Annotated in this window: 31 protein-coding genes; 9 read left to right on the plus strand and 22 right to left on the minus strand. The window is 34.4% G+C overall.

Annotation, left to right across the window (positions count from 1 at the left end):
* Positions 1-52: 52 nt before the first annotated feature.
* The 6 genes from BAQ49_RS12705 to BAQ49_RS12730 all read right to left on the minus strand — a co-directional run bounded on the left by BAQ49_RS12705 (position 53) and on the right by BAQ49_RS12730 (position 4,922).
* Positions 53-664 carry a phosphoserine phosphatase 1 gene (locus tag BAQ49_RS12705; RefSeq protein WP_071745609.1) on the minus strand — a complete coding sequence of 204 codons (612 nt, stop codon included), beginning with the start codon at positions 662-664 and terminating at the stop codon, positions 53-55.
* A 13-nt stretch (positions 665-677) separates the two neighbouring features.
* Positions 678-1,223 (minus strand): short-chain dehydrogenase, encoded by a 546-nt coding sequence (locus tag BAQ49_RS12710; RefSeq protein ID WP_071745610.1) that lies wholly within the window; start codon positions 1,221-1,223, stop codon positions 678-680.
* A 12-nt stretch (positions 1,224-1,235) separates the two neighbouring features.
* Positions 1,236-1,652 carry a FosBx1 family fosfomycin resistance bacillithiol transferase gene (gene fosB, locus BAQ49_RS12715; protein ID WP_000943777.1) on the minus strand — a complete coding sequence of 139 codons (417 nt, stop codon included), beginning with the start codon at positions 1,650-1,652 and terminating at the stop codon, positions 1,236-1,238.
* Positions 1,653-1,711: 59 nt separating this feature from the next.
* On the minus strand, positions 1,712-3,373 hold the full coding sequence (locus tag BAQ49_RS12720; RefSeq protein ID WP_071745611.1) for a peptide ABC transporter substrate-binding protein: 1,662 nt from the start codon (positions 3,371-3,373) through the stop codon (positions 1,712-1,714).
* Between the two features lie 84 nt (positions 3,374-3,457).
* Positions 3,458-4,444: a DUF2628 domain-containing protein gene (locus BAQ49_RS12725; RefSeq protein WP_071745612.1), complete on the minus strand. Its 987-nt coding sequence runs from the start codon at positions 4,442-4,444 to the stop codon at positions 3,458-3,460.
* A 25-nt stretch (positions 4,445-4,469) separates the two neighbouring features.
* A complete protein-coding gene (locus BAQ49_RS12730; protein ID WP_071745613.1) occupies positions 4,470-4,922 on the minus strand; it encodes a methylated-DNA--[protein]-cysteine S-methyltransferase in 453 nt (150 codons plus the stop codon).
* A gap of 133 nt (positions 4,923-5,055) precedes the next feature.
* Between BAQ49_RS12730 and namA the strand changes: the two genes are divergently transcribed.
* On the plus strand, positions 5,056-6,093 hold the full coding sequence (namA, locus tag BAQ49_RS12735; RefSeq protein WP_071745614.1) for an NADPH dehydrogenase NamA: 1,038 nt from the start codon (positions 5,056-5,058) through the stop codon (positions 6,091-6,093).
* A 29-nt stretch (positions 6,094-6,122) separates the two neighbouring features.
* On the opposite strand, the gene BAQ49_RS12740 is transcribed toward namA, so the two are convergent.
* The gene (locus tag BAQ49_RS12740; RefSeq protein WP_071745615.1) at positions 6,123-6,782 is read right to left on the minus strand and encodes an oxidoreductase; all 660 of its coding nucleotides are present in this window, start codon (positions 6,780-6,782) and stop codon (positions 6,123-6,125) included.
* A gap of 116 nt (positions 6,783-6,898) precedes the next feature.
* Positions 6,899-7,042: a hypothetical protein gene (locus BAQ49_RS34265; RefSeq protein ID WP_002075573.1), complete on the minus strand. Its 144-nt coding sequence runs from the start codon at positions 7,040-7,042 to the stop codon at positions 6,899-6,901.
* Between the two features lie 278 nt (positions 7,043-7,320).
* On the opposite strand from BAQ49_RS34265, the gene BAQ49_RS12750 reads away from it, so the two are divergent.
* Both BAQ49_RS12750 and BAQ49_RS12755 read left to right on the plus strand, forming a co-directional pair.
* On the plus strand, positions 7,321-8,271 hold the full coding sequence (locus BAQ49_RS12750; protein ID WP_016094218.1) for a metal ABC transporter substrate-binding protein: 951 nt from the start codon (positions 7,321-7,323) through the stop codon (positions 8,269-8,271).
* 138 nt (positions 8,272-8,409) lie between these two features.
* On the plus strand, positions 8,410-8,880 hold the full coding sequence (locus tag BAQ49_RS12755) for a GNAT family N-acetyltransferase (RefSeq protein WP_071745616.1): 471 nt from the start codon (positions 8,410-8,412) through the stop codon (positions 8,878-8,880).
* A gap of 18 nt (positions 8,881-8,898) precedes the next feature.
* On the opposite strand, the gene BAQ49_RS12760 is transcribed toward BAQ49_RS12755, so the two are convergent.
* The 3 genes from BAQ49_RS12760 to BAQ49_RS12770 form a co-directional block, all read right to left on the minus strand.
* Complete coding sequence (locus tag BAQ49_RS12760) at positions 8,899-9,645, minus strand: VOC family protein (protein ID WP_071745617.1); 747 nt, start codon at positions 9,643-9,645, stop codon at positions 8,899-8,901.
* An 18-nt stretch (positions 9,646-9,663) separates the two neighbouring features.
* Positions 9,664-10,188, minus strand: a complete 525-nt coding sequence (locus BAQ49_RS12765) for a PadR family transcriptional regulator (protein WP_071745618.1) — start codon at positions 10,186-10,188, stop codon at positions 9,664-9,666.
* A 107-nt stretch (positions 10,189-10,295) separates the two neighbouring features.
* The gene (locus tag BAQ49_RS12770; protein WP_071745619.1) at positions 10,296-11,246 is read right to left on the minus strand and encodes a CobW family GTP-binding protein; all 951 of its coding nucleotides are present in this window, start codon (positions 11,244-11,246) and stop codon (positions 10,296-10,298) included.
* Positions 11,247-11,411: 165 nt separating this feature from the next.
* Between BAQ49_RS12770 and BAQ49_RS12775 the strand changes: the two genes are divergently transcribed.
* Positions 11,412-12,314 carry an aldo/keto reductase gene (locus BAQ49_RS12775; RefSeq protein ID WP_071745620.1) on the plus strand — a complete coding sequence of 301 codons (903 nt, stop codon included), beginning with the start codon at positions 11,412-11,414 and terminating at the stop codon, positions 12,312-12,314.
* A 24-nt stretch (positions 12,315-12,338) separates the two neighbouring features.
* Here BAQ49_RS12775 and BAQ49_RS12780 read toward each other — a convergent pair whose 3' ends face one another.
* Both BAQ49_RS12780 and BAQ49_RS12785 read right to left on the minus strand, forming a co-directional pair.
* Positions 12,339-12,923, minus strand: a complete 585-nt coding sequence (locus tag BAQ49_RS12780) for a GNAT family N-acetyltransferase (protein WP_071745621.1) — start codon at positions 12,921-12,923, stop codon at positions 12,339-12,341.
* Positions 12,924-13,007: 84 nt separating this feature from the next.
* On the minus strand, positions 13,008-14,471 hold the full coding sequence (locus tag BAQ49_RS12785) for a flavin monoamine oxidase family protein (protein ID WP_071745622.1): 1,464 nt from the start codon (positions 14,469-14,471) through the stop codon (positions 13,008-13,010).
* Between the two features lie 177 nt (positions 14,472-14,648).
* Between BAQ49_RS12785 and BAQ49_RS12790 the strand changes: the two genes are divergently transcribed.
* The gene (locus BAQ49_RS12790; protein ID WP_071745623.1) at positions 14,649-14,840 is read left to right on the plus strand and encodes a DUF3896 family protein; all 192 of its coding nucleotides are present in this window, start codon (positions 14,649-14,651) and stop codon (positions 14,838-14,840) included.
* A gap of 104 nt (positions 14,841-14,944) precedes the next feature.
* On the plus strand, positions 14,945-15,946 hold the full coding sequence (locus BAQ49_RS12795) for an LLM class flavin-dependent oxidoreductase (protein ID WP_071745624.1): 1,002 nt from the start codon (positions 14,945-14,947) through the stop codon (positions 15,944-15,946).
* Positions 15,947-15,998: 52 nt separating this feature from the next.
* Here BAQ49_RS12795 and BAQ49_RS12800 read toward each other — a convergent pair whose 3' ends face one another.
* The 3 genes from BAQ49_RS12800 to BAQ49_RS12810 all read right to left on the minus strand — a co-directional run bounded on the left by BAQ49_RS12800 (position 15,999) and on the right by BAQ49_RS12810 (position 18,211).
* Complete coding sequence (locus BAQ49_RS12800; protein ID WP_071745625.1) at positions 15,999-16,940, minus strand: alpha/beta hydrolase; 942 nt, start codon at positions 16,938-16,940, stop codon at positions 15,999-16,001.
* 263 nt (positions 16,941-17,203) lie between these two features.
* Positions 17,204-17,659, minus strand: a complete 456-nt coding sequence (locus BAQ49_RS12805; protein WP_071745626.1) for a DUF3939 domain-containing protein — start codon at positions 17,657-17,659, stop codon at positions 17,204-17,206.
* Between the two features lie 108 nt (positions 17,660-17,767).
* Positions 17,768-18,211: a Dps family protein gene (locus BAQ49_RS12810; RefSeq protein WP_000105200.1), complete on the minus strand. Its 444-nt coding sequence runs from the start codon at positions 18,209-18,211 to the stop codon at positions 17,768-17,770.
* A 242-nt stretch (positions 18,212-18,453) separates the two neighbouring features.
* Between BAQ49_RS12810 and BAQ49_RS12815 the strand changes: the two genes are divergently transcribed.
* Positions 18,454-19,494, plus strand: coding sequence for a YkvI family membrane protein (locus BAQ49_RS12815; protein WP_002075563.1), 1,041 nt, complete (start codon positions 18,454-18,456; stop codon positions 19,492-19,494).
* A gap of 34 nt (positions 19,495-19,528) precedes the next feature.
* Here BAQ49_RS12815 and BAQ49_RS12820 read toward each other — a convergent pair whose 3' ends face one another.
* The 5 genes from BAQ49_RS12820 to BAQ49_RS12840 form a co-directional block, all read right to left on the minus strand.
* Positions 19,529-19,897: a DUF3979 family protein gene (locus tag BAQ49_RS12820; RefSeq protein WP_016129214.1), complete on the minus strand. Its 369-nt coding sequence runs from the start codon at positions 19,895-19,897 to the stop codon at positions 19,529-19,531.
* A gap of 266 nt (positions 19,898-20,163) precedes the next feature.
* Positions 20,164-20,469: a hypothetical protein gene (locus tag BAQ49_RS12825; RefSeq protein WP_071745627.1), complete on the minus strand. Its 306-nt coding sequence runs from the start codon at positions 20,467-20,469 to the stop codon at positions 20,164-20,166.
* 186 nt (positions 20,470-20,655) lie between these two features.
* Positions 20,656-22,638 carry a methyl-accepting chemotaxis protein gene (locus tag BAQ49_RS12830; protein ID WP_071745628.1) on the minus strand — a complete coding sequence of 661 codons (1,983 nt, stop codon included), beginning with the start codon at positions 22,636-22,638 and terminating at the stop codon, positions 20,656-20,658.
* A gap of 210 nt (positions 22,639-22,848) precedes the next feature.
* Positions 22,849-23,898 (minus strand): ribosome small subunit-dependent GTPase A, encoded by a 1,050-nt coding sequence (gene rsgA / locus BAQ49_RS12835; protein WP_071745629.1) that lies wholly within the window; start codon positions 23,896-23,898, stop codon positions 22,849-22,851.
* A 182-nt stretch (positions 23,899-24,080) separates the two neighbouring features.
* Positions 24,081-24,608, minus strand: a complete 528-nt coding sequence (locus tag BAQ49_RS12840) for a DinB family protein (protein WP_071745630.1) — start codon at positions 24,606-24,608, stop codon at positions 24,081-24,083.
* Positions 24,609-24,804: 196 nt separating this feature from the next.
* Here BAQ49_RS12840 and BAQ49_RS12845 point away from each other — a divergent pair, with 196 nt between their 5' ends.
* Positions 24,805-25,152, plus strand: a complete 348-nt coding sequence (locus BAQ49_RS12845) for a DUF4257 domain-containing protein (protein ID WP_070141977.1) — start codon at positions 24,805-24,807, stop codon at positions 25,150-25,152.
* A gap of 84 nt (positions 25,153-25,236) precedes the next feature.
* Complete coding sequence (locus BAQ49_RS12850) at positions 25,237-25,461, plus strand: hypothetical protein (protein WP_071745631.1); 225 nt, start codon at positions 25,237-25,239, stop codon at positions 25,459-25,461.
* A 38-nt stretch (positions 25,462-25,499) separates the two neighbouring features.
* Here the strand turns inward: BAQ49_RS12850 and BAQ49_RS12855 are convergent, their stop codons facing one another.
* Complete coding sequence (locus BAQ49_RS12855; RefSeq protein WP_071745632.1) at positions 25,500-26,675, minus strand: MFS transporter; 1,176 nt, start codon at positions 26,673-26,675, stop codon at positions 25,500-25,502.
* Positions 26,676-26,692 lie beyond the last annotated feature (17 nt).

A 26,692-nucleotide genomic window follows, 5' to 3' on the forward strand; every position in this document is an offset into this window, starting at 1 on the left:
TTGCTAGTTTTTTATGCCACAAAAAAGGCCGCTACTGCGACCTTTTTTACGTTTACTGAAAATGACTTATATCTGCAAATTGTTTTACTTTACCAAGATCTTCATCAAATTCAATCACACTAAGACTCGCGCTATGCATAAATGGCTCTCCCCATACATGTTCAATTTCAAGACCTGCAAAATGTCCTACAAGTAGTTTCGCTGCTGCAGCATGAGTAACTATTAAAATGTTTTCTCCTTTATGCTTTTCTAAAAGAAAGTGTATCCCTTCAATTACTCTTTTATAAACGGCCGCAAAGTTTTCCCCTGATGTTGACTGAAAAAGATGTGGTTCATTCCAAAATAAATGTACTTCTTCTGGATATTGCATTTCCAAATCAGCAATTGTTTGCCCTTCCCATATCCCCATATTTATTTCATAGAAACGTTCATCTTCTATAATTGGAATATCGCGTTCCCCTTTAATCAATTCTGCAGTATGAAGCGTTCTTTCGCTTGGACTACTATATATGGCATGGAGTGGTAAATCCTTCATACGCTCCCCTAATTGTTTCGCTTGTATCATACCATTCTCTGTTAATGCTGAATTTTTCCGTCCTTGCATCCGCCCTGCTACATTCCATTCTGTCTCACCGTGCCTTGTTACATATACCGTTGTCTCCATTTCCCATGCCTCCTTACCATTTTGGCCGCGATTCCCACGGCTCTACTCTCCCTACAATCCATTCTGTGCATTTACTTTCAATTCCTTTTATAACTCCGTCAGCAATCTCTTCATGAGTAAGCCATCTTGCATATGTATCTTCTAAAATAAACCCTAATATAATTCTATAATAGCTACATAATACCCCACCTATTTTTTGTGACTTCGTACGTGATGCACTACTACCTAATATATGAAATAAACTGTACTTTTCCGATGACAATTCAACCTCATTACAAATGAGTCGTAATGCATGCTTAGCACTCGAATGTATCCATGCAACAACTAATGTAATTGGACCATTCTGTTCAATTGTATTTGTAATAGATCGCTTTAGATCATCGTCATTTTGATAATCTAAAGGAAGACATGTTATATTTTCTGGTGCCGAACTCGCTTGCTTAACATTTTCTAATTTCACTTCATCTCGTCCAATAACAGACACACGAAATCCTTGATCACAAAGCCACATAGAAACTTTCTTTAACATTCCTGTTCCACCAATTACAAGTGCATGCAACTTCTTTCCCCCTTAGTAAAATGTCATATGAGGTTTCTCTTCCCTATAATAATTAAGTCGATCTTGTAACGTCCCTGAATGAAACTCAAATTTATGGCCATCTGGATCTTGAAAATATATAGATTCACAATCCCTCACATCTCGTTCTCTACCCTTTAAAATATGAACTTCATTTTCTTCTAATCGCTTTAACAAACAATTAAAATCTTCTTGTTCTACAGTGAATGAAATGTGCGTATAAGATTGATGAATCTCATTTCTTGGAATATGTACCTCTTCATTAAGTGCTACCCACACTCCGCATATATTAAAATATGCAAGCTTTCTTCCTTTGACCAATAATTCTCCTTCTAGTATCTTTTCGTAAAACACAATAGATTTCTCTAAATCTGAAACCGAAAAACAAAGATGATTGATTCCCCTTAACAACTATAGCTCCCCCTTATACAAATAAAAGATGAGTGAAAATTCACTCATCTTTTATCATACTATTTCTTTGTAATATATGCCCATTTATAACTAAAGTCCCCACCAAATGTATGGTTAGCGATACCTTTTACAAATGTCTTCTCTAAATAAGCCGTACTTTGCTGATAAGCAGGTGAGATTGCAGCGTCTTGACCAATTAAGATTTTTTCAGCTTCCGCAAGTGCTTTCCAGCGTGCTGCATCATCTTTTAATAATTCTCCTTTTGATTTTGCTACTAAATCATCATACTTCGGATTAGAATAGTCCATTTCATTAAATGAGCTTCCAGTTACAAACATATCAATATAAGTCATTGGATCTGGATAGTCTGGACTCCATGCCGATAATGAGAATTCATATTCAAATTTCTTTTCTAATTCTAGCTTCTGCTTATATGGTTGTTGTTTCAAATTCACTTTAATACCAGGTAAATTTTTCTCTAACTCTTCTTTAATAAAGTCGCCCACTTTTTTACGGCTACCGTTATCATCATTTAGAAACTCTACTGTAATTGTATCTTGGCCAAGCTCTTTCTTCGCTTCTTCCCATAATTTTTTTGCTTTTGCTGCATTATCTTTACTGTCACGGAAATTTTTATTAACAGCACGGAAATCTTTCCCATCTGGCCCTGTCGTAAATTTTTCAGGTACTAAGAAATATGCTGGCAATGATCCGTCATTTAAAATAACATTCGCAATTCCTTTTTTATCATATGCCAAATCAATTGCTTCACGGACTTTTTGGTTTTTAAATGTTGCATTTTTTTGGTTAAAACGCAAGAAATACATGCGTGGATCTAACTTCGTTTTAAATTCATCTGGCTTATTCTTTTTATATTTATCAACAAATTCAGAAGTTAAAATAACTCGATCTGCTTGATCACTATCATATAAATTTACTCCCGTGCTTGTTTCCTTCACAATACTTACATTAATTTCGTCCAACTTTACAGTATCTTTATCCCAATAATTAGGGTTTTTCTTCAACTGATAATTTTGTTCATGTTTCCATTGACTCATTGTAAATGGTCCATTATATAATAATTTATCTGCTTCTAATCCGTATTTATCTCCTTGCTCTTTCACATATTTTTCATTTAATGGGAAAAATGTAGGGAACGACGTAAGCTCAAGAAAATAAGGTGCTGGTTGCTCTAATTCTACTACCAACGTTTTATCATCCTTCGCTTTAACACCCAATTGATCTGATGGTAATTCTCCTTTATTTACTTTCTGTGCATTTTTCACATCAAATAAAATGAATGCATATTCTGCCGCTATTGCTTTATCTAATGTACGTTGCCATGCATATACAAAATCTTGTGCTCGAACTGGATCACCATTTGACCATTTCGCATCACGTAATTCAAAAGTATATGTCTTTTTATCTTCACTAATCTTCACATCTTTTGCCATGCCTGGTGTTGGTTTATTATCTTTATCTAGACGATATAAACCTTCCATTGCATTTACAAATACACGGAAAGATACAGAATCCGTTGATTTAGATGTATCCATTGAAGGAATTTCAGCTGTTTCTAGCAAATTTAAAACTTGTTTATCTGCCATTCCGTTATTCGATTCTTTCTTCGTTGTCGAAGCCTTCTCACCATTCCCACATCCTGCAACCAATACACTCGTCGTTAACGCAAGTGCAGCAATTGTTGTTGTCTTTCTCTTCATTCTTCCTTCCCCCAATCTATATGTATAAGTTAAATCCTATATAATATATTTTATTATACAAAAAATTCTGATTATTTTAAATATTTATTTTAACAAACATAGAAAAAAGCGGTCGGAAATTTCTTTCCAGCCGCTTTCTTGAATAGCATTTACTTGTAATCCATCCTCTATATCAAATGGATTTTGAACCTTAAATATTTCTTCCATCATCTTCAAAAACTCTTCTTCATTTTTAGATTCACCATTAACCGTAAGTGAGTATGGTTCCACTTCACCCAATTTATAATCGACAACAAATTGAATCGTCACCTTTTGTCTTGGCGTTCCGGCGTTATATCCTTGGAATTCTACTAATTCTAACCCTTCCGTTCCACGATAATATATCCAACCTGAATTTTGAAAATAATTTTCGAAAGATTCACCTATTGAAAAGAAAGGATATTCATAAAGCGAGCTTGTACGAACCTTTTGAATAACGTCTCGATCAGTTGGAAAAAAGAAATGGCTTAAAAGAAGGCTAGCAACTGCTAAAATAGTTACGATTGTTGCTCCCATTTTACTCGTTTCACCACTATCACGGATGAGATAATTTTCAACCGCTTCATCTTTAATTCCCCGTGCTTTTATTCGATATATACGCCTTTCTGCAAATTGATAATATAATCCATTCGCAAAAATCCCCATCCCAAATAGAATAAAAACGAGTAATAAAAACGTAAGAGGCACCATATTAATGATTGGCAATGCTACGTTGAACCCCATATAATAAGAAAACGCATCACATGCTACTAATAACAGTATAAATAAAGCAGCAGGTAAATAATACTTACGATATCCAAGCCAACCCACATTGAAAATAGCAGCCAAACCATTCCAGCTCCACCTAGCAATTCGCTTGTTTTCAAGCTCCCATTTTCTTTTGTAATACGGATATTGTCTCCCTACATATACTTCTAATTCTTTGTCTATTAACGAGCTACTTTCCCCTTGTTCATTATGCAAATTTCGTTGGCAATTTGCACAATTTAACTGATCATTAGTACAAGGTTGCCCACAATTTATACATTTCAAAACGATCCCTCTTTCCATCCACACTTCATTTTAAAATACCTTCATGCTTCAATAACCACTCTTTCCTCCATAAACCACCCGCATACCCAACAAGCTTTCCACTCTTTCCTATTACACGGTGACATGGAACGATAATTGAAATTGGATTCCGGCTATTTGCTCCTCCTATCGCTCGTACAGCTTTTGTATTGCCGACCTTCTCCGCAATATCTAAATATGAAGCACTTACGCCGTACGGAATAGTATAGAGCGCATCCCATACATTTTTTTGAAATAATGTTCCCTCAGCAGACAACGGAACCGTGAACTCTTTTCTTTTCCCCTTAAAATATTCCTCTAGCTCATTTATACACTGATCCATCATTTCATTTGTACGTTCTTCTTGTCGTTCATCAACAAATATAACAGACGTAATTCCTTTATCATTTGCTGTAATTTCCAGCAAACCTAATTCACTTTCATAATAAGCCTGATACATATGTCATCCTCCAATTCATTTCATATTAGTCATTGTAACACGAATAGACAAAATTTTTCGTATAAGCGTTTTGTTAGGGAAACAAAAAAGAGAATGATACAATGTAAGAAAATTCAATCAAGGAGGCTATTTGATGCATTCCCAACTTTTTTCACCCTATACAATTAAGGACGTTACACTAAAAAACCGTATCGTTATGTCGCCTATGTGCATGTATTCATCAGAAAACGCGGATGGTCAAGTAACTAATTTTCATCTCGTCCATTATGGAACCAGGGCCGCTGGTCAAGTAGGTCTAGTTATGATTGAAGCAACAGCTGTGTTACCTGAAGGACGAATTTCTAACAAAGACCTAGGCATTTGGGATGACATTTTAATTGAAGGCTTACATAAAACGACAACTTTTATACATGATAACGGTGCAAAAGCAGCCATTCAACTCGCTCATGCCGGAAGAAAGGCTGAATTAGAAACAGACGCTTTCGCTCCCTCAGCAGTTCCATTTAGCGACGGAATGAAAATACCAGTAGAAATGAATAAACAGCAAATTAAAGAAACCGTTTCTGCTTTTCAAAAAGCAGCTTTCCGCTCTAAACAAGCGGGATTTGACATTATTGAATTACACGGTGCTCACGGTTATCTTATTAACGAATTTCTTTCTCCACTTTCCAATAGGCGGACTGATGAATACGGGGGCTCACCTGAAAATCGCTATCGTTTCTTACGCGAAATCATTGACTCTGTAAATGAAGTTTGGAACGGACCGTTATTTGTTCGTATTTCGGCAAATGATTATCATCCTGATGGGTTAACGGTTCAAGATTATGTACAGTATACAGGATGGATGAAAGAACAGGGTGTAGATTTAATCGATTGTAGTTCTGGTGCTGTTGTACCGGCACATATTGATGTGTATCCTGGGTATCAAGTACAATATGCTAAACATATTAAGGAACATATTAACATTGCAACAGGCGCAGTAGGATTAATTACAACTGGATCACAAGCAGAGCAAATTTTAAAAACTAACGAGGCAGATTTAATTTTTATCGGACGTGAGTTACTTCGCAATCCATACTTCCCAAGAATAGCCGCCAATGAACTAGGCTTTGAATTACAAGAACCATATCAATACGGGCGAGCACCTGGAAACATTAAAACTAATAAATAAAACCGAGAAGTCATTCTTCTCGGTTTTATTTATTCTATCGTTGTAATTTCATTTGAATTATAAATATGGATACCCGATTCCTCTCGCAATGCAGTTATATACATTCCTTTCGCCACATCTTTAGCTGAAATTGGTTTGTACTTTTTAAAAGCTCCTTTAAATATAAACGGGAGAATACGAGATAATTTCTCGGCCATTCTTTCTCCAAAACGATATTCTTGTCGATTTCCTACTAATAATGAAGGCCTAAAAATGTGTATGCCACCAATAACTAGCTTTTTCAGCTCCTCTTCCATCCTCCCCTTCACTTGCGAGTAAAAGAAGAATGATTTAGGATTCGCTCCCATTGATGAAATAACAAGAAAATTTTGCACGCCTTGTTTTTCAGCTAAGCAAGCAGCTCGCAATGTATATTCATAATCTACTTTTTTAAAATTCGCCTTCGACTTCGCTTTTTTTATCGTTGTCCCTAAACAACTGAATACATCATCTACTGCAAAAAATTCTTTATATTCCTCTAACACTGAAAAATCCACCTGTTTCTGCTGTAATTTCTCATGTTGTAATTGTAATGGTTCCCTTACAAAAATAGTAACCGAATCGTAGTAATCTGAGTCAAGTAATAGTCGCGTTATTTCTTGTCCAACTAACCCACTTGCACCAAGTACTAACGCTGTTCGCTTATTCATATATGTGTATACCTCTTTATTTACTATTCTCCCCTATAGCTATTCGTCGCTAACAGGAGTTTCCATTCTCCTATTTTACCATAAGTAAAGCACTATGCGTACGCATAGTGCTTTACTTACTCTTTTTTCTTTTCTTTTTCTTCCATTGGTAATTTCGTTATTGTTGTAGCATCTCCTAAATTACTTATTAATCTCCTTAAAAAAATTAAAACAAAAGATAATGGCAAAACGACCGCAAGTATTAATAAGATGGCCTCCATGAAGTAACCCAAGCACTCATCCCCTTTTCTCTGCTCCCTCCCAATATATGAAAGTAACATTGTCACATATGCACTAATAATAAAAATTAATACCTTTCTTTTTGACAAATTTATAACAAAATCAAATCGTAATGATTATTATTTATTGCAACTTTCATAAAGATGTATTATACTAGGTTCGCGAACTAAAACGTAATTATTCCGTTTTGCATTAAAACGATATTTTCTTCTTATATTTGGAGAAAATATAATTGTAAAAAAGAAAAGAGGAGAATTATATGCCTAAAAAATTAGCTCTATTTTCATTTATACTTATTTTCACACTCATCTTTGCTGGATGTTCTAACAACAAAGAAGGTGCAGCGAAAAAAGATGGGAAACTTTCTGTTTATACAACCATTTTCCCACTCGCTGACTTTGCCAAAAAAATCGGTGGTGATTATGTAAATGTAGAAACAATTTACCCACCTGGTGCGGATTCTCATACATTTGAACCAAGTCAAAAGCAGACTGTACAAGTTGCGAAAGCCGATTTATTTGTTTATAACGGCGCAGAATTAGAACCCTTTGCCGAAAAAATGGAAAAATCATTAAAAAAAGAAAACGTAAAAATTGTAAATGCATCTAAAGATATCGAACTTCGTGCTTCATCTGAAGAAGAGCAGCACGATCATGGAGACGGTCATAAAGAAGATGAACATCATCATGATAAAGACCCACACGTTTGGATCGATCCTACTCTTGCGATGAAACAAGCAGAAAAAATTAAAAATGCACTTGTAGAATTACAGCCTGAACATAAAAAAGAGTTCGAAAAAAACTTTGCAGCACTACAAACAAAATTTACTGATTTAGATGATCAATTTAAAGCTGTCGTTGCAAATGCAAAAACGAAAGAAATATTAGTTTCACACGCAGCTTATGGCTACTGGGAACAACGATACGGTTTAAAACAAATCCCAATCGCTGGAATTTCAGCATCTGATGAACCATCTCAAAAACAGCTGGCTGACATTACAAAAACAGTAAAAGAGCACGGCCTAAAATATATTTTATTTGAAACATTCTCTACTCCAAAAGTAGCATCAGTGATTCAACAAGAAACTGGCACAAAAATTTTACGTTTAAATCACCTTGCTACTATTTCTGAAGATGATGCTAAGAACAATAAAGATTACTTTACTTTAATGGAAGAAAACGTGAATACTTTAAAAGAAGCAACAAACTAATCAACTATATTTTCTAGGCAGCTGAATATTTCATTCAGCTGCCTTTTTATGTATTTACCCTTGACTTGACCGAAATAACAAGTAAAATTATCCATATTAGCTTTTAAGCTATAATAATTTAGAAGGTGAGTTGGAACTATGAATCTTCACATTTGTGAAGTAACAGCAAATAATTGGCGTTCAGTTGCTGCTTTAGACGTAGCAAAAGACCAGCAGCAATTTATTGAAAGCAATGCGTTTTCTTTAGCAGAATCATTATATGAAGAAAACGGAACGTCAGTAGGCTTATATGACAAAGAAACACTCGTTGGATACGCAATGTACGGTTGGTATTCCCAAAAGCATGAAAGCGTATGGTTAGATCGTTTTATGATTGATCAGCATTTTCAAGGAAAAGGATATGCAAAACGTTTCCTTCGCTTGCTCATTCAATTCTTACAACAAAAATTCGAATGTAAAATAATTTATTTAAGTTTACATCCTGACAACAAACTCGCAATGGGACTTTATGAGTCATTTGGCTTCCGTTTAAACGGGGATATCGATGACGAAGGCCCAGTTGTAGGTGTTGTAATGGAATTACTAATAGATGAAAATACAAGCCTGTGAAAACAGGCTTTTTATTATTTATTTATTTATTAATGTCACATTTTCTATATTTAATTTTTTCTTCCTATGTGCTTCGCTTTTGCAATCTAGTATTATCTCCGTAAAATGCTCATTCGATTGAATTAGATGAATCATTTGATTGTTTAAACGTATTACTATTTCTTCTTCCTCATTTGTAACATCTGAAAATAGACAATTAATAATGTCTCTATCTTCATTTGTTATTTCTCCATATAATTTCACCGTATTTATTCCTGTAATTCCCTGTTCCAAACTATTTGGATACATATATTTCTCCATATATTCTCTGCTCTTTTGATCGTCCATTTGTTGTAGTAAGAATTGAAACGGCATCCCCTTCATCGGCTGTATGTATGCATTTTTCCACGGCATAGTTTTCTTAAATAAATTAAAAAACCACTTATATTGTAATGATTCTGGTTTTGTAATTTCAATTCCAGCTTCTATCATTTTTTCATACACTTTATCTATATTTTCAACATCAATTGCCAATCCGATGAGTCCTCTATGGCCAGCATAATATTTCTGAACCCACTCTTGTACCCAACCACCCCCATCTTTTGTTTTTACTCTTACTAATTCTAAATATTCTTTTCCAATCCATATGTTAGATACTTTAAACCCTTTCGTTCCCTTTCCCCATTTTGGAACATATGGAAGCCCGATAGAATGTACATTTTTAATCGTTTCCTTATTTTCTTGCATCTCTTTATTTACATTTATAACAAGATGATCGATTTTCATATTCTTCCCACCACATTTTTATTTTTTTAATAGTTTCTCTAACCTATGAATAAATCGAAGTTGCATCTCACATTGTTCATACATATTTTCGAAAATTAGTTTCACATACGCTGGCGCGTTATCTTTTAGTCTTTCTCCTTTCCTCATCTCTTCATAAGTAGATCGTATTTCACTTTTCTGCTCTTCTAAAGCTTCTAAAATCTCCTCTCTCATACTCTCTTCTTCTGACAGAAATGTTAACGCTGTATATAGATGTTTCGGAAACATAACTGAAGTTTTTTGAAACGACTCTTTTAATAACCTTTTAAATTCTTGACTTCCCTTTTCTGTAATACAATATATCGTTTTCGACCGTTTTCCGGTCATTTCAATTGCTTTAACTTGAATGAAATTTTCATTTTCCATTTTTTTTAATGCGTGATAAATAGAAGCTGGGAAAACTTCCGCCCATTTATTACTTTGCACCATATTTAGCGCCTGCTGTATTTCATAACCAGATAGCGACTCCCTTTTAGTAAGCAATCCAAGAATCATTAAACGCACCTTTTCTCCCCCTACCCTAACAAAATACTAAACGTTTAGTATTTTCAGATTATTTTAATACAAATTCCAATTTTAGTAAACAAAAAAAGCCTGCAATATACGCAGACTTATTTCACACACTCTTCAAAATGTTCCTGGAACCATTCTTTATTAATATCTTTTCCGATGAAAACTACTTCACTTACTCGCTCTTCGCCCTCTTGCCACTCTCTATCGTACGAAGCAGCAAACAATGTATGTACACCTTGGAATACGATGCGTTTATCTACTCCATCAATCGATAAAATTCCTTTGTAACGATATAAATACTCTCCTAGCTCTTGAACGACAGCTGACATCCACTCATTCAGTTTTTGTAAATCTAACGGCCGCTCTTCACGGAGTACAAACGATTTTACACCTTCTAAATGATTATGTTCTTTATGAGGGTAAATTTGTAACGTATCTTTCGTTTTAAACGTTTGAATTTGTAGTAACGATGGTATATCTACCTCACAGTTAGTCGTCTCGATTAATTTTGCAGTTGGGTTAATTCCTTGCAGTTCATGCAAGAGATTTTCCTTTTCACTTTCTTCAATTAAATCTAATTTATTCACCAGCACTACATCAGCAAATGCAATTTGTTCCTTCGCTTCTAGTCCCTTTTCAAAATGTTTATGTATATGATAACTATCTACTACTGTTACAACGCCGTTAATTTGGTATGCAGATTGAATAACTGGATCTAAAAAGAATGTTTGAATAATCGGACCTGGGTTCGCAAGACCGGTCGTTTCAATTACTAAACCATCAAAATCCATTTCCCCCTCTGCTTTTACATCCAGTAATTGTTTTAAAGCAACGAGTAAATCTTCACGTACAGTACAGCATAAACAGCCATTTGTCATTTCCATAATTTCTTCTTCAACATTCATAATCAATTGATTATCAATACCAATTTGTCCTATTTCATTTACAATCACCGCCAATTTCTTACCGTGATTTTCTGATAAAATACGATTTAATAAAGTCGTTTTCCCTGATCCAAGAAAACCAGTTAATATTGTTACTGGAATCATCCCTTACATCTCCTTATAGCTCTATGTTCCTACATTATAGCATATAGAGAAAATCGTTTTTGTAGCAAAACATATTTATTGTATGTACAACCGGGTAACTATATAATAGTATGTAGCAAGAAAGCCTTTTCAAAAATATTATCATTCATCAAGGGGGTACTTAAAATGGAACGAGTTCAAATGGCCGAAACACTAGAATTTTCTCGTATTATTCAAGGATTTTGGCGTTTAGCAGAATGGAATATGACGAAACAAGAATTACTTTCTTTTATTGAATCTTGTATGGATATGAGGATCACTACTTTTGATCACGCTGATATTTATGGTGGATATACGTGTGAAGAATTGTTTGGAGAAGCGTTACAACTCAAGCCTTCCTTACGCGAAAACATGCAAATTATCACAAAATGTGGAATCGCTCCCCCATCACCGAAATTTCCAGAGCGATATGTTGCTCACTACAACACGAGTGCTGAACATATCATAAAGAGCGCGGAGGATTCATTACAAAACTTACATACAGATTATATTGATGTATTGCTCATTCACCGCCCTGATCCATTTATGGACCCAAATGAAGTGGCCGAAGCGTTCTCACGCTTAAAGCAAGAAGGAAAAGTTCGTCACTTCGGTGTATCTAACTTTTCACCTTCACAGTTTAATATGTTAAGTTCGTATTTAGATTTCCCGCTTATTACGAACCAAATTGAAGTATCTGCGTTGCAACTTGAGCATTTTGAAAAAGGTACGATTGATTTATGCCAAGAAAAACGAATCAATCCAATGATTTGGTCACCTCTTGCTGGTGGAGAAATCTTTACTGGCCAATCAGAACGCGCCTTACGTGTACGTGAAACTTTACAAAAAATTGCTACTGTGCTAGGTGTTGATAGCATCGATACTGTTATGTATGCATGGTTACTTGCTCATCCAGCTAAAATGATGCCAATTGTTGGCTCTGGCAAATTAGATCGAGTAAAAACGGCTGCAATGGCAACAAAAGTTAATTTAGACCGCCAACAATGGTTTACAATTTTCGAGAGCTCTAACGGTCATCCTGTACCATAATATAAAAAAAGAAGAGCTATTTTCTTACAGCTCTTCTTTTTCATATGTATTTCTCGTCATTGCAAATACACACATATCTTTTAATCCATTTCCATCTACCGCAATACTGGCACTTTCTAAAATACCCTCTAATTTAAAGCCTAATTTCTCTGGTATCGCTCTACTCTTCTTATTTAGAGAATCACAACGAATTTCTACGCGGTTTGCTTTTAGTTCAGAAAAAGCGTAATCTGTTATACCTTTCGCAGCCTCTACCATATAGCCCTTTCCACTAAACCTTGAATCAATCCAATACCCGATTTCAAATTGAGGTATATCCCAATTAATACGATGTAATCCGGCAGATGCAATAAATTCACCTGTTTCTTTCGAAAAAACTAGTAATCTCAAATCCTCACGCTGCAAAAATTGAATATGTGATTTTCTAATACTCTCTTCTAGTTCTTCCGCTGTTTGCTCTTTTTGTGCAAAAGCCATCCAAGGTTTTAATTCTTGCATTGAAGCTTGAATTGCATCATATACAACTTTACCATCACCTGGTTTCGGCATTCGAATAAATAGCCTTTCAGTATAAAATTCAGAAGGAAAATCAAATAATAACGGATTCACTGTCAACACTCCCTATAATTCTTTTGTATATAATACTATCCATCTCAAGTTATACAGTAAAGAAATTTCTGAATTTTAAACATTTTATTCATTTACCTCTACCGCAACACGAACTCCAGACTCAATCGCACCTTGAATCCATCCGTGATACAGCGTTGTATGATCTCCAGCAAAGTATATTCTCCCCTCAGGTTTTACAATGACTGGCTGTAATTCAGACTCTTGACCAGCTTGAAAAAGAGCAAACCCTCCAAGTGCATATGGATCTAATGTCCAACTTTTTGATATTCCAGACATGAACTCATCATATACTTGACCGCCTAATATTGTTGCTAAGTTGTGTAATGTGTAATAAATACGATCACCCTTCGATAGCCCATCCCATAGTAACGCATCATAAGACCATGTATAGCTTCCTAACATCATAGCAGGTCCTTTCTCTCCAATTCCATGGCTTGGATAATAGGCGTAACGAATTGGCAAATCTGTTATGATTCTTCCGCCTAATTGTCCTTGTTCTTCCCAAAATCGACTTTTAAATTGAATTCCTATTTTCGTCGCAGGCATATAATGCAATTCACGAATTGCTTTCCACTTTTCATGAGATATAGAGTCAAATGGATCTACTTCCACAAAACGCATTGTCGAAAACGGAATTGTAACAATAACTAAATCCCCTGTAATACTACTATATTCAAAAGTTTCCTCGTTTCGATAGAAAGCCGTCACACCGTTATCGTGTTGATGTAGCTTCATTAATTTTTGATTATAAATAATATTCCCTTCTAATTGCGGTAAAAAAGATTTTGGTAATCTATCGTTTCCACCTATTATTTCACACAATCCACTCTCCTCTTGCATAATGTATAAAAAACGTAACGTCTCAACGAATGATCTTTCTAAAAAACCTTCTAAATCTAATAAAACACCAATCATCTCAATCGTTATTGGTGAAAAATACGTATTATATTGATAAGGATGGTACTTTAAAAATTGTCCTGTAGAGTATCTTCCAAAATCCTTTACTACAACATCCCAATTTTTCTCTGGGTTCTTTTTTATAAAATTTATTATGGGCTGTACCGCTAACAATAATAGTTCCTCAGACGTTTTCCCAACTTCATTCATTTCCACAGGATATCTTAAAATACTTGGATCTTTTTCGTATTGTTTTAATGTCGTTTTCCGACCATTTACGTAGATGATATCTGTCTCATTCCTATTAATAAAAGGGCTCACCTGTAACCCAAATTTTCTTATATATGCCATCGTTAACGTGTGCGAATATGGAATTCTCATCGCTCCAACATCTAAATATAATCCGGTATCTTCCATTCTAACTGTCTCTATGCGGCCGCCTACACGATTGTTTGCTTCAAAAATCTTCACTTCATGTCCTGCAGCCTTTAATAAAGATGCCGAAACTAATCCAGCCATGCCTGCCCCTACTACAATAATTTGTTTCGGACGTGTCGTCTTATTCAATCCCTTATTTATAACTTGTAACGTTTCATCCATCTCAGTGTTATACATTAAGTCTTTCTGCACAATTCCACCCCTTACTTCATAAAATGCGCGTTAGTGGTTTAGTGCATTTTATTCATAAATCCCCATAAACATAACACCATTGCAATTTGAATATTCACTAAAAGTACATAAGAGACAGATCTCACATTTCTTTATGCTTCGTATAATATAGCAACTGCAACGAAGGAGTGGTTGAAAATGAAACAGACTTATGATTACCACGCTACAAAAAAACATCTAGAATTAAAGAAACAACACCTATGCAAAAAACTTAGTAATATGAAATTATCTGAAATAGAGCGTGAACAAATAAAACTTGAGATTGATAACTACGAATATATATTAAACTTAGTCGAAATGAATCATTATGAACGAGGGTTTTCTCGTTAAAAGTGGCTATATTATCATCCTCTTTTTTGTGTGAGCATTTCATTACGCATTTTTCGTAAGTAAATATATAATAGAATGTACATTAAGATTGAGAGGTATATTCTATGATCAAATTAAGTGTATTAGACCAATCACCTATTTCTGATGGCAGCACAGCAACTGAAGCTTTTTCACATACAGTAACACTTGCACAAGAAGTTGAAAAACTAGGATTTACACGTTTTTGGGTATCCGAGCACCATAATTCTGTAAGCCTAGCAGGCTCAAGTCCAGAAATACTCATTTCACATATTGCAGCAAAAACGAATCGTATTAGAGTTGGTTCGGGTGGTGTTATGTTGCCACACTATAGTCCATATAAAGTTGCCGAGAATTTCCGCGTGTTAGAGGCACTTTATCCAAACCGTATTGACCTTGGTGTTGGTAGAGCGCCTGGTGGTATGCCGATAGCAACTCGCGCACTTCAAGAAGGTAAAATGGTCTCACTTGATCAATATCCAGAACAAATTGCAGATGTTGCTATGTACTTACATGATCAAGTACCAGAAAACCATCATTATGCAAATTTAAAGGCTACTCCAGTTATCACAACATCTCCTGAAATGTGGATGCTCGGTTCTAGCGGGGAAAGTGCAATGATTGCCGCAAAGCAAGGCGCTTCTTTTGCATTTGCACAGTTCATTAACGGATACGGTGGCCCTGAAGTAATGAAAGCCTATCAAGAGCAATTCCAACCTTCCTATTTAGGTGATAAACCAAAATCAATCGTCTCTATTTTTGTTATTTGCGGAGAAACAAACGAAGAAGCGGAGAATATAGCATCAAGCCTTGATTTATCGATTTTACTATTAGAACAAGGAAAACGGACTACTGGAACCCCTTCTATCGAAACTGCTCAAAATTATTCGTATAGTGCTTATGACCTATTTCGTATTAAAGAAAATCGTCAACGTATGATCGTCGGCGATCCGTCTTCTGTAAAAGAAAAAATATTAAACTTAAGCAAAGCATACAATGCTGAAGAGTTTATGATTGTCACAATCACTCATCAATTTGAAGATAAATTAAACTCTTATCGCCTATTGGCAGACGCTTTTAATTTATAATAACGAAAAGGAGATGCATCACATATGATGCATCTCCCTTTCTTACTACCAATCAATTGTTTTTGCTTCCTATATATTCAATAGCTTCTTTTAATAACTCATCAAAATTCTCAGGATAATCATGATTTAAGTTAGGCACAACTTTATACTTATGTTCTATATTTTTATCCTTTAATAACTTTACAAATTGCTGTGTACATTCGAAACAATCTTCATCTTGATCCCCACATATTATATATCCTTTTATGCTTTTATCATGTAATATTCCAATCATTTCTTCCCATTCTTCCATTTCCGGGAGCCACGGTGCCACAAAAATAAAACCGTTCACTTCTATTTCACCTTGTAACATGGAATGTAACGCTACTCTTGCCCCAGCAGAAAAGCCACCAATAATAATATTTCCAAATGTTTTATTCACTTTAATCTTATTGTAATGTTCTTTTAACTCTTCTCTTCCTCTTTCGATACTATCCCAAACATATCCATCTGAAAATTGAATTTGGGAAGATTGAGGCAATGCCAGCATAAAACCTTGTTCCATTACAGAGTTCCAATATGGTTCTATTATTTGTATATTTTCTTGATCCCCATGCAGTGTGATTAGTAGATTTTCATTTTGTTTGCTGTATTTATATTTCAGGTCTGCTTGTTCCGATTTCTTTGCTAATTCTTCTCTTTCTTTACATAATTGAACCATTCTATGAAACTCTTCAAATTTATGTAATGGTTTTAAATCATCATCGGAAATTAAATACTCACTTCCGTACCAAAACTCATTTTCTATAATTGCTTTCTTCATTAAATGCAACGCTTCTTCTTCAAGTCCTGCTGCACTTGCTAGCGCATATTTAAAGTTATATATTTGTGCTTCATTACCCACTACACCTTTAGCATGCTCCATTATATAAGAATATGCTTCAAAACTTCCTTTTTTTGCATAACAATCTAGCGTTTCATTTAATAATTGAATATAAGTCATACTATTTTTCATATAGAAATCCCCCGTAACCTTTTATAAAAATTTTTTCTCCAATCTTCCTATCATTCTAGGGTCACGGTATAATTAGTAAAATTCTACAATTCAACTTAACAATACCTGATTTTCAGAATGATATTTAATAACTAATGTATGTATACGCATAATACACCACTCCTTCCTATCCACTAGTTATAGTATAAAATTAAATAGACTGAAAAATCAATATTTTAAAACAAAAAAAAGACAACAATATATTATTGTTGTTCTCATAACATCTACCCGGTATTCTTTTTTTTCTTATCTGGTTTACTTGAAACTAAATAATGCTTTTCTGAAATATATAAATTTCTTTTTAATATACGATTTAAATATGGTCCTAGCTTTATTCCACATATGAGGCGATCTTCGCTATCTTCAACAATTGGGAACATTTCTTTTTCTGTTACATATTGATCGACGGCTTTTTGTACGATATCAATTTCTTTAACTAGGTTTAAATTTTCTTCTGTATGCTCAAATACCTCAAGCGTTTCCTTCGTAATAAGAAAAAAATTGGTTGGAAATGCAGGTAAATAGGGCTTTAATAAATCATAATTTACTGTGTAATCATCATTTACTAATACTGTATAAACGATATTAGCATTCGTTTCTAGAAACTTAGCCATCGCTTGTTCTAATTCGTCTTTCGTAATTTCCCGCTCTTCTTTTCCAGTTCTGAAAAAGCGAAACATCGCATCGCCTCCTTTTTACTATATTATAGCATAAAAGGAAACTGAAAAATCATAAAAAACTCTATTGAAAGAATTTTTCAATAGAGTTTTTCTTTAATCCATTTATGTTTATTTTAAGAATGCACTTAACATCCACACATGTTGTTCTAATGTCGTATGAATTGCTAATAGCATATCAGCAGATGTTTCATCACCAGCTTCACCCGCTACTTCCATACCTTCTTTCAATTCTTGAATGAGTGCAGAAAAATCATTTACTAAAGTTTGTACCATTTCTTCTGCAGACTCTTTGCTTGTCCCTTCACTCACAGTAGAAGTTGCTAGATATTCTTTCATTGTCGCTAACGGTTTTCCTTCTAGCGCTAAAATACGTTCCGCTAACTCATCAATGTAAGTCCCTGCTTCATTATAAAACTCTTCAAATTTCTCATGTAATGTAAAGAAGTGTGGTCCTGTCACATACCAGTGATAATTATGCAATTTCACATATAACACATTCCAGTTTGCTACCTGCTTGTTTAATACTTCAACAACATTTGTTTTCGTACTCATACAATCCACTCCTCTTAGCATTTTTATAATTATTATCTTTTAATAACCTAATTACATTTTACCATACATTTCCTACTCTTTTGAATGAACAGCTTATATGTAACAAAGTTTTAACAACCTTAATATTTCCCTAATATCATATAATTCATGTATTCTTTCAGCTACTTCATATGTCTAATTGTCCAAGCTCACACATATGCATAATAGTAAGTCAAGCTCATCATAGAAGAAAGAGGGATAACATGGACAATCAACAATGGCAAGTAGCAAAGAAAGTCGCTGCTACTTATATCGGAACTGTCGTTGGAGCTGGATTTGCTACTGGACGAGAAATTGTTGAATTTTTTACAGTGAACGGATTTTACGGAACCATTGGCATATGTATAAGTGGATTTTTTTTTATTTGGCTCGGCACAAAGATGATGTTGCTTTCATCACAAATAGGGGCATTTTCAGCTCAAGAATTTAACAAATATTTATTTGGGGATGTATTTGGAAATGTCGTAAACACATTACTATTACTCGTATTATTTGGTGTAACAAGCGTTATGTTATCAGGGGCCGGGGCAGTATTTGAAGAACAACTCCGCCTCCCGAGACAACTTGGTATTTTCATAACAGTCATCGCCTGTCTCATTATTGGGAGTCGGGGATTACAAGGTGTTTTTGAAGTAAATACACTTGTCGTACCTATAATGATGATTTTTATTATCGGTCTTGCTATCACAACCTTTATTCATGGTACAACTCCTCTTATTAACACCGTTCCTACAGAAAGTTGGAATATGAAATGGATTACTAGCCCGATTACATATGTTGCATTAAATCTTTCACTCGCCCAAAGTGTTCTCGTCCCATTAGCCAGTGAAGTAAAAGACCGAAAAGCTATTTTGTGGGGGGGGATTTTAGGAGGCGCAGGGCTTTGCTTCATTTTATTATGTAGCCATTTAGCAATATTATCAGTTGAACAATTTTATCAATACAACATCCCGATGGCTGAAGTTGTAAGAAGATTTAATGCCACTTTCCACTTTTTCTTTGTTCTTATTATTTTTGGTGAAGTGTTCACAACATTAGTTGGGAATATTTTCGGAATGACAAAACAAATGCAATCCATTACAGGATGGAAAAGTCATAACATTATTTACTTCATATTACTAATTAGTTATTGCTTTAGTTACATCGGATATAGCCAATTACTTCATATTCTATATCCAATTATCGGTTGGGTAAGCATCATTTTACTACCGATTATCGCTTTTAAACAACTTCAAAAAACATGAAAAAGCATCCGTTTATACGGATACTTTTTCATGTTCATTCACACTCTTCACATACTTCCCAATACGGTCCCATTTCTACTGCAAGATATGGCTTTAATTGCAAACGAATCATTCGACTTGGCATACGTTCTAATACAAATTGAATGCCTTCTTCCTCTTCATCTAACTCAACTTTTGAAATAGCAATTCTTTGCATTGTAGTAATGGGGCTTCCATCTTTATATAAAGTGATTTTCACCTCATCATATTCATTAAAATACAATTCAACATTCATTTGCTTTTTTAACATTTCATCAACAATTTCATAATTATCATTTTGTTCCTGGATTATATATTTCCAGCCGCCTCTATCCAATTCTATCGGAGCAGCTTGGAATAATGTCATCAAATCCTCGTATAGCATAAGATAACCCCTCTCTTACTAAAAAACGATGAGTATTTTATATACCCTTTATCTCTATCACTATCCATGTTTATTGTACCATATTTCACGAATCTTACCGCATTCATTTGCTTTATAAACACATACAAAACATATAGTATTTTTGATTCATTTTCTACTCACTAGTACATCCCTTTACTTATAACTTATCACTCTCCATATTTCCTTCACACTACTTATAAATCTAAAAATTCCACACAAAAGAAGAGTGATTTTTATCACTCTCCTCAAAAGACTTTTCCTGCGGCTACTAATGCTAATACTATAATTAAACTGGCAAATAATAGCGAGACAATTAAACTAAAAATCGGTAATATTTTCTTTTCATTCTTCTTTGATAATAATCTCAAACTAAGAATGATATTTAATGGGACAAATATAAAATAAAAATATTTAACGATTTGTAATGAACTATTTGAAAGTGTTTTAAATACAAACACTTCAATTACAAAAACAGCAAAGAATAAAATACTTAACCAAAACGAGACATAACTAAGCCAAGAATGCCTTTTCGTTCCCCAATACACTCCCATAATAATCTCCTTTATATGTAATCTATACAATATTCATTATACACAAACTTAACAAATCCCTCTATTTTTCGACAAATATTAATTAAAATAAAGCTTTAATTATTGAATCCCCCCGTTCCCCACAGGCTATTAACTAAAAGGACTGCCTCTAATAGCAGTAATACTATTTGAAGCAGCCCTTTCTATTTACACTTTAAATCTTTCAATTAATACTTGTAACTCTTCAGCCATTTGAGATAGTGTACCCGCCGCAGAACTAATTTCTTCCATAGAAGCTAACTGCTCCTCAGCTGACGCCGCAACACTTTGTGTACTCGTCGCGTTATTTTGTGCTGTCATTGCAATTTGGCCAACTGAAATAGATACTTCATTTGCACCTTTTGACATTCCATTAGCCGTTTCAACCATCGTTTTAATTTGATCAGCAATTTCATTTGTAGATTGTAAAATCTCAGTGAAATTTTGTTTTGTTTCATTTGCAATAACAAGTCCAGATTGAACTTCTTCATTTACATTATTCATAGATTTTACTGTTTTACTCATATCATCTTGTATTTCACAAATTAATTTACTAATTTCACTCGATGATACGCTAGATTGTTCTGCTAATTTTCGTACTTCATCAGCAACAATTGCAAAGCCTCTTCCATGCTCGCCAGCTCTTGCAGCCTCAATTGCTGCATTTAATGCTAGCAGGTGGGTTTGATCTGCAATATTTTGAATTACTTCTAAAATATCACCAATTTGCTTTGATTTATTATTTAATAACTGGATAACTGCATCTGATTGCGAAACAGATGCCGCAATAGACTGCATTTGATTTACTGTTTTTCCTACTAGTTTTCCGCCATCTTCTGCTTTTTCACGTGTATGAGCAGAAGCAGTATTAATAGATGATGAACTATTTGCTACATGCTGAATCCCTTCTGTTACACCAAACAGTAACATAGCACCATTTTCTACGCTTGCTGTTTGCGTCGTTGCACCACTTGATATTTCATCCATTGCTGATGTAATTTGTTCAGTCGCTTCACTCGCTTGTCTCACACTTGCTGTTAACTCTTCAGATGCAGCTGCAACATGCCCTGCTGAAGTATTAATTCTTCCGATTAATGTACGTAGTGAATGAGTCATCTCATTAAAACCTTTCGCAAGTTGTCCAATTTCATCATTTGAATGTATTTGAATCATTTGAGTTAAGTCCCCTTCGCTTATTTCTTTAGAAGTGACAACTAATTGTTTTAAAGGTTTGGTAATAGAAAGTGTCACGAAATAAATAAGCACTCCACCTACAACTAATGAAATAAACATTACAATTAACATATTATAAAATACAGGTTGAGCAGCCTCAACTACTTCATTTGAGTACATCGTCCCAGCAATTTTCCAACCTGTTTTTAAGTTTGTGGCAAATACCATTTTCTTGTCACTACCACTATAAGTGTATGAAAAAGTGCCATGGTTATCTTCGTATATTTTCTTTGCCCAAGAATCATCTGCCTTGTCACCTGGTTTTTCTTGAGGGTGAGCAATTATTTTTTTGTTCCCATCTAAAATGAAAGCATAGCCTTTTTTACCAATATTGATTAACTTTGTTGTTTTTAATAAATTATCTAAATTTAAATCTACTGCAACAACACCATTTTTATCTTCAGTTTGTTTTGCGATTGTTACGACAGTATGCCCATTTCCTTGTGCCTTATATGGTTCAGTGACAACAATTCCACCTTGCTTATTCACTGCATCTTTATACCAAGAACGCGCTGTTGGATCATAATCTGTTTCCATTTGTATTTTTGGTTCTTGTACAAATTTTTTATCGTTTCCGGCAACATACACTTGTTCTACACCTTTGTTCAAACTAATATATTGAGATAATGTTTTTCTTAGTTCATCCTGTTTATCCCCTTGATACATATCAGTATGAATCACTCGTGCAAAATTATTTACATCGTTGAATTTCGCTTCAATCATTTGATTGATTAAATTATCCAATATTTTTATATTATCCTGAGCACTACTCATAATTTGTGATTCAAAATTCTTTTTAGCTGTTTGATACGACATGCCCCCAATAATAGAGACTGCCGCAATTAATATAACAAAAAATGAAATTAATAGCTTTTTTGCTACTTTCATATCTCTAAACCAACTTACTAGTTTACGCATTATAAACCTCCTGCATTTCAATATTAAGCTCTAAAGATTAAATGAGCTAATTTTGAATATATCCCATTCCTTAGTTACTATTTTTATCACTTGTTTTGATGAACACTTTGTAAAGTTTAAACAAATCAATTCCATTTATCTATATATATGAATAATATTAATATAAAATTTACAAATACAAAAAACCAAAGGAACAAGCCCTTTGGTTTTTTATATTTTTTTATGTTGTTTAGAAATCTTTTTCCATCTATCTCGTTCCGCTCTTGCCAGAGTAATGTTTTGTTTTCTCATAACATATGCCAATTCTCTTTGCAGCTTTTTATAGCTTAGCAAGCGCTCTACAGGTATACTTCCGTTATCTATAGCACTTCGCACTGCACATCCTGGTTCACCGTCATGTTTACAATCTCGAAAGCGGCAAGTATGTGCAAGATCTTCAATATCAGAAAATGTAGTTTGGATTGCCCCGCTTCCTTCCCAAAGCTGAAGTTCTCTCATACCAGGAGTATCAATTACTAAACCACCACTTGGTAATTGGAATAATTCACGGTGAGTTGTCGTATGTCTCCCTTTACTATCTTCTTCACGTATATCTCCGGTTTTTGCTACAACTGTTCCTGTTAATGCATTTAACAAAGTAGATTTCCCTGCACCTGAAGATCCAACTAAGGCAATGGTTTTTCCTGGTGAAACAAATTGTTGCAATGATTCTATTCCGACGTACGCTAAGCTATCAACAACAAATACAGGAACACCGATTGCTACTGCTTCAGTTTCTGCAATTTTTTGTTCCACATCTTCACATAAACTACTCTTCGTTAAAACAATAATAGGCATTGCACCACTCTCATAAGCCAATAGCAAATAACGTTCCATCCTTCTTACGTTGAAATCATGGTTAAGAGCATTTACTAAAAAAAGATAATCCACATTCGTAGCTATAATCTGTTCCTCTGTTCGGTAGCCAGCCTCTTGTCTAGAAAAAGAGCTTCTCCTTGGAAAAATACGATGAATAATTGCCTTTCGCTCTCCTTCTATTTTCTTTATATACACCCAATCACCAACTGCCGGATAATCCCCTTTCGTTAACGCTTCATGACGAAACTTTCCAGACAGTTCCGCTACATATTCACCATCAGTACAAATAATCCGATATATATGCTTATGCTCAAGTAAAATACGTCCTACTTCATAGTTCTCTACAGCTTGTTCCTCAAAAAAAGAATCCCATCCGAACGATTCTAAAATATTTTGATCCAAATTGATATCCTCCCTAGTTTGAACTTAGTGGAAGGATTGTGCGCTCACTTATAGAGTATCGCCCTTTCCGTCCACCTTTGTATTTGGTTTATTATTCATATAAGTTAATTTCGCCATAATACATCACCCCGTTCTAATTTTAATTACTCTCATTATATGGAATATCTTATTAAAAAGCCACCTTATTTAACGTAATTTTCAAACAACTTGTTTTTTAGCATTTTAATTTGGCCGCGATGACTAATTTCATCTTCTAGCACATGAAACCAAAGGTAGTGCTGATTATACGCTACGCCATTAGGCCACTTTCTTTCTGACATTAGCCATTCGTCATCCTGTTCACTCAAACACTTCAGTGTTGCTTCTCGCACTTTTTGCAAAAGTTGTACATAATACTGTATTTCATGACCACGAATCGTTCTCCCCGCTTCTCCTAAATACAGTGCATCTTCCCATACTTCTAATTCTTCTTTTGTGAAGTCACGATTTTGAAATGAAATAAGCTGATGGACTTTTTCTATAGCTGCTATATGCTTTAATAAAGCTCCAATTGAATTTCCACCACTTGGCATAATTAAATCTAATTGCTCAACTGATAGATTTTCTATTTCCTGTAATGTTACCGTCCTCGTATGCTCCAGCATACTTACTAATTCACCTATATTTTTTGTATAACCATCTACACTTCTTACTCGATAATCTATATTCATATCACGCACCCCTTTCTGCATTCATATTATTGTAAAAGTTGTTCATATAATAGACTGAAATATATCGAAATTTTCTGTTATAATTAAATTGAATAAGGAATATACCCAAACAAACTTTCTCAATATGCTTATATGAAATATTAAAAGGAATCAATATGAAAAAATCGAATCTTATTCACTAAAAGGAGTGGATTCGATGGAAATGTATCAATGGCTAACTGCTGTTCTAGTTGGTGGCATTACTGGCTTCGTTTCCCATCTGATCAATAACCAAGGCAAGTTATTGCTTCCACGCCGTTTAAAAACGTTTTTCCACTTTGGGTTTTTAACCGATATATTGACCGGTTGCCTAGCTGCACTTCTTGGACTCGTTTTATTCGATGTCACCACAATAAAAGAAATTATAAAAGTATCTATTGTAACTGCCATTTCAGGTCAAACATTTTTACTTCATCAAGCCTTAGGTGGTGAACAGGCTAAAAACACGCAAATTGGGAAAGCTGATGAGAAAATTCAAGAAATTGACAAACTATTACGACGTTAATCTATACTTTCTTTAAAAATTATTGTTATAATGAAAAATAAATATTTTCTATTGCGTCGTTTGTCAGAAGAAAGGGTGTTTCGTATGACAAAAAAGAAAATAGAAGATTTCTTAACAAACTCCGAAAAAGAGGAACTGCTAGAAAACTATAAATGTTTACGAGAAGCCCGCACAAAAAGCGAAGCTAACCATTTTGGTGAAGCAGTAGACCATCTATTAAATAAAGTAAAAAAGCGAATTATTAAAGATGCAGGCATACATGATGAAAATGCAGCAACTATTCAATCAAAACGAAAAGCACTGTTTTAGACTTATCCCTAAAACAGTGCTTTTCGTTTGCAACACTTTTATGATGCAAGTCCTTTTTTATTTTCTTCAGCAAGCTTTTCACTTTTTCTAAAAAAGAATAACGCAATAATATACAGTAGCGCTGTAAAACATCCTACTAAAACAAAACTATGAGACGTAGCAAATAATACTCCAGCTACTGCCGCTCCAATCATTTGGCCAATGTACATAGAAGCATTAGCAAGAGCAGCTCCTGTTCCTCTTGCTACACTAGACATGTTTTGTAAGCGTCCCATCATCAATACAAACAAAATTCCTGTCACAAAAAATAAAATAAAGAAGAATAATTCAACAAATATAATGTTATTTAAATGAGGAAGTATTACATATAGCACTGCTGTAAATATAATTCCACCATAAAAAGAAATGTTATAACCGATTTTGTTTACAATTCTAGGACCAAAAATATTACCGGTCAAATTTCCTAATCCCAATATAATCATAGCTGTTCCTACTTCATTAACCTGTAAACCGAATTGAACTGCAAGCCATACACCAAAGAATGAGAATGCTGCGAAATTACCAGTTTGAAAAATAAAATATGCCAAATAAGAGAGTGGAACCTTTGAATCTCTAAGTAATTGTTTATAACGCCGTAAGATTGATTGTTTATTATCCTCTGTTTGAACAGGCTTTATTTCTGGTATAAAAACACCAATAGAAATAACAAGTAATGCTGACAGGATGCCAATGACAAAGAATGGCGTTGTATAATGTATCGTTGCTAAATAGGCCCCAATTGGCAGTCCAAGAATTTGAGCGACTGATAATCCCGCTGTTGCAATCCCAATTGCTTTCACAATTTGCTTCTTCTCTATAAGTAGTGGAATAGATGCCCACACTTGCGGAGATACAAACGCTGCACTTACACCTGCTAAAAATCGAAAAATCAGCATCCATAAAAAACTAGGTGCAATTCCGCACAAAAACGTACTAATTGCGAAAAAAATCATACCTAGTATCATTACTTTTTTTCTGTTTAATCCATCTGATATAGGACCAGCGATAAGTACAAATCCAGCGTATCCTAAAGCATATGAGCTTACCATCCACCCTGACAACTCAGTTGAAACATGATACACCTGTTGTAATGTCGGCAAAAGTGGTGAAATTAAGAAAGTATCTGTACCGATCATAAACATTATCGTAAAGAATACAGCTAGCACTCTTTTCATTTAAACCTTCTCCTTTA

The sequence above is a fragment of the Bacillus proteolyticus genome (genome assembly GCF_001884065.1).
In the GTDB taxonomy this organism is placed as follows: Bacteria; Bacillota; Bacilli; order Bacillales; family Bacillaceae_G; genus Bacillus_A; species Bacillus_A proteolyticus.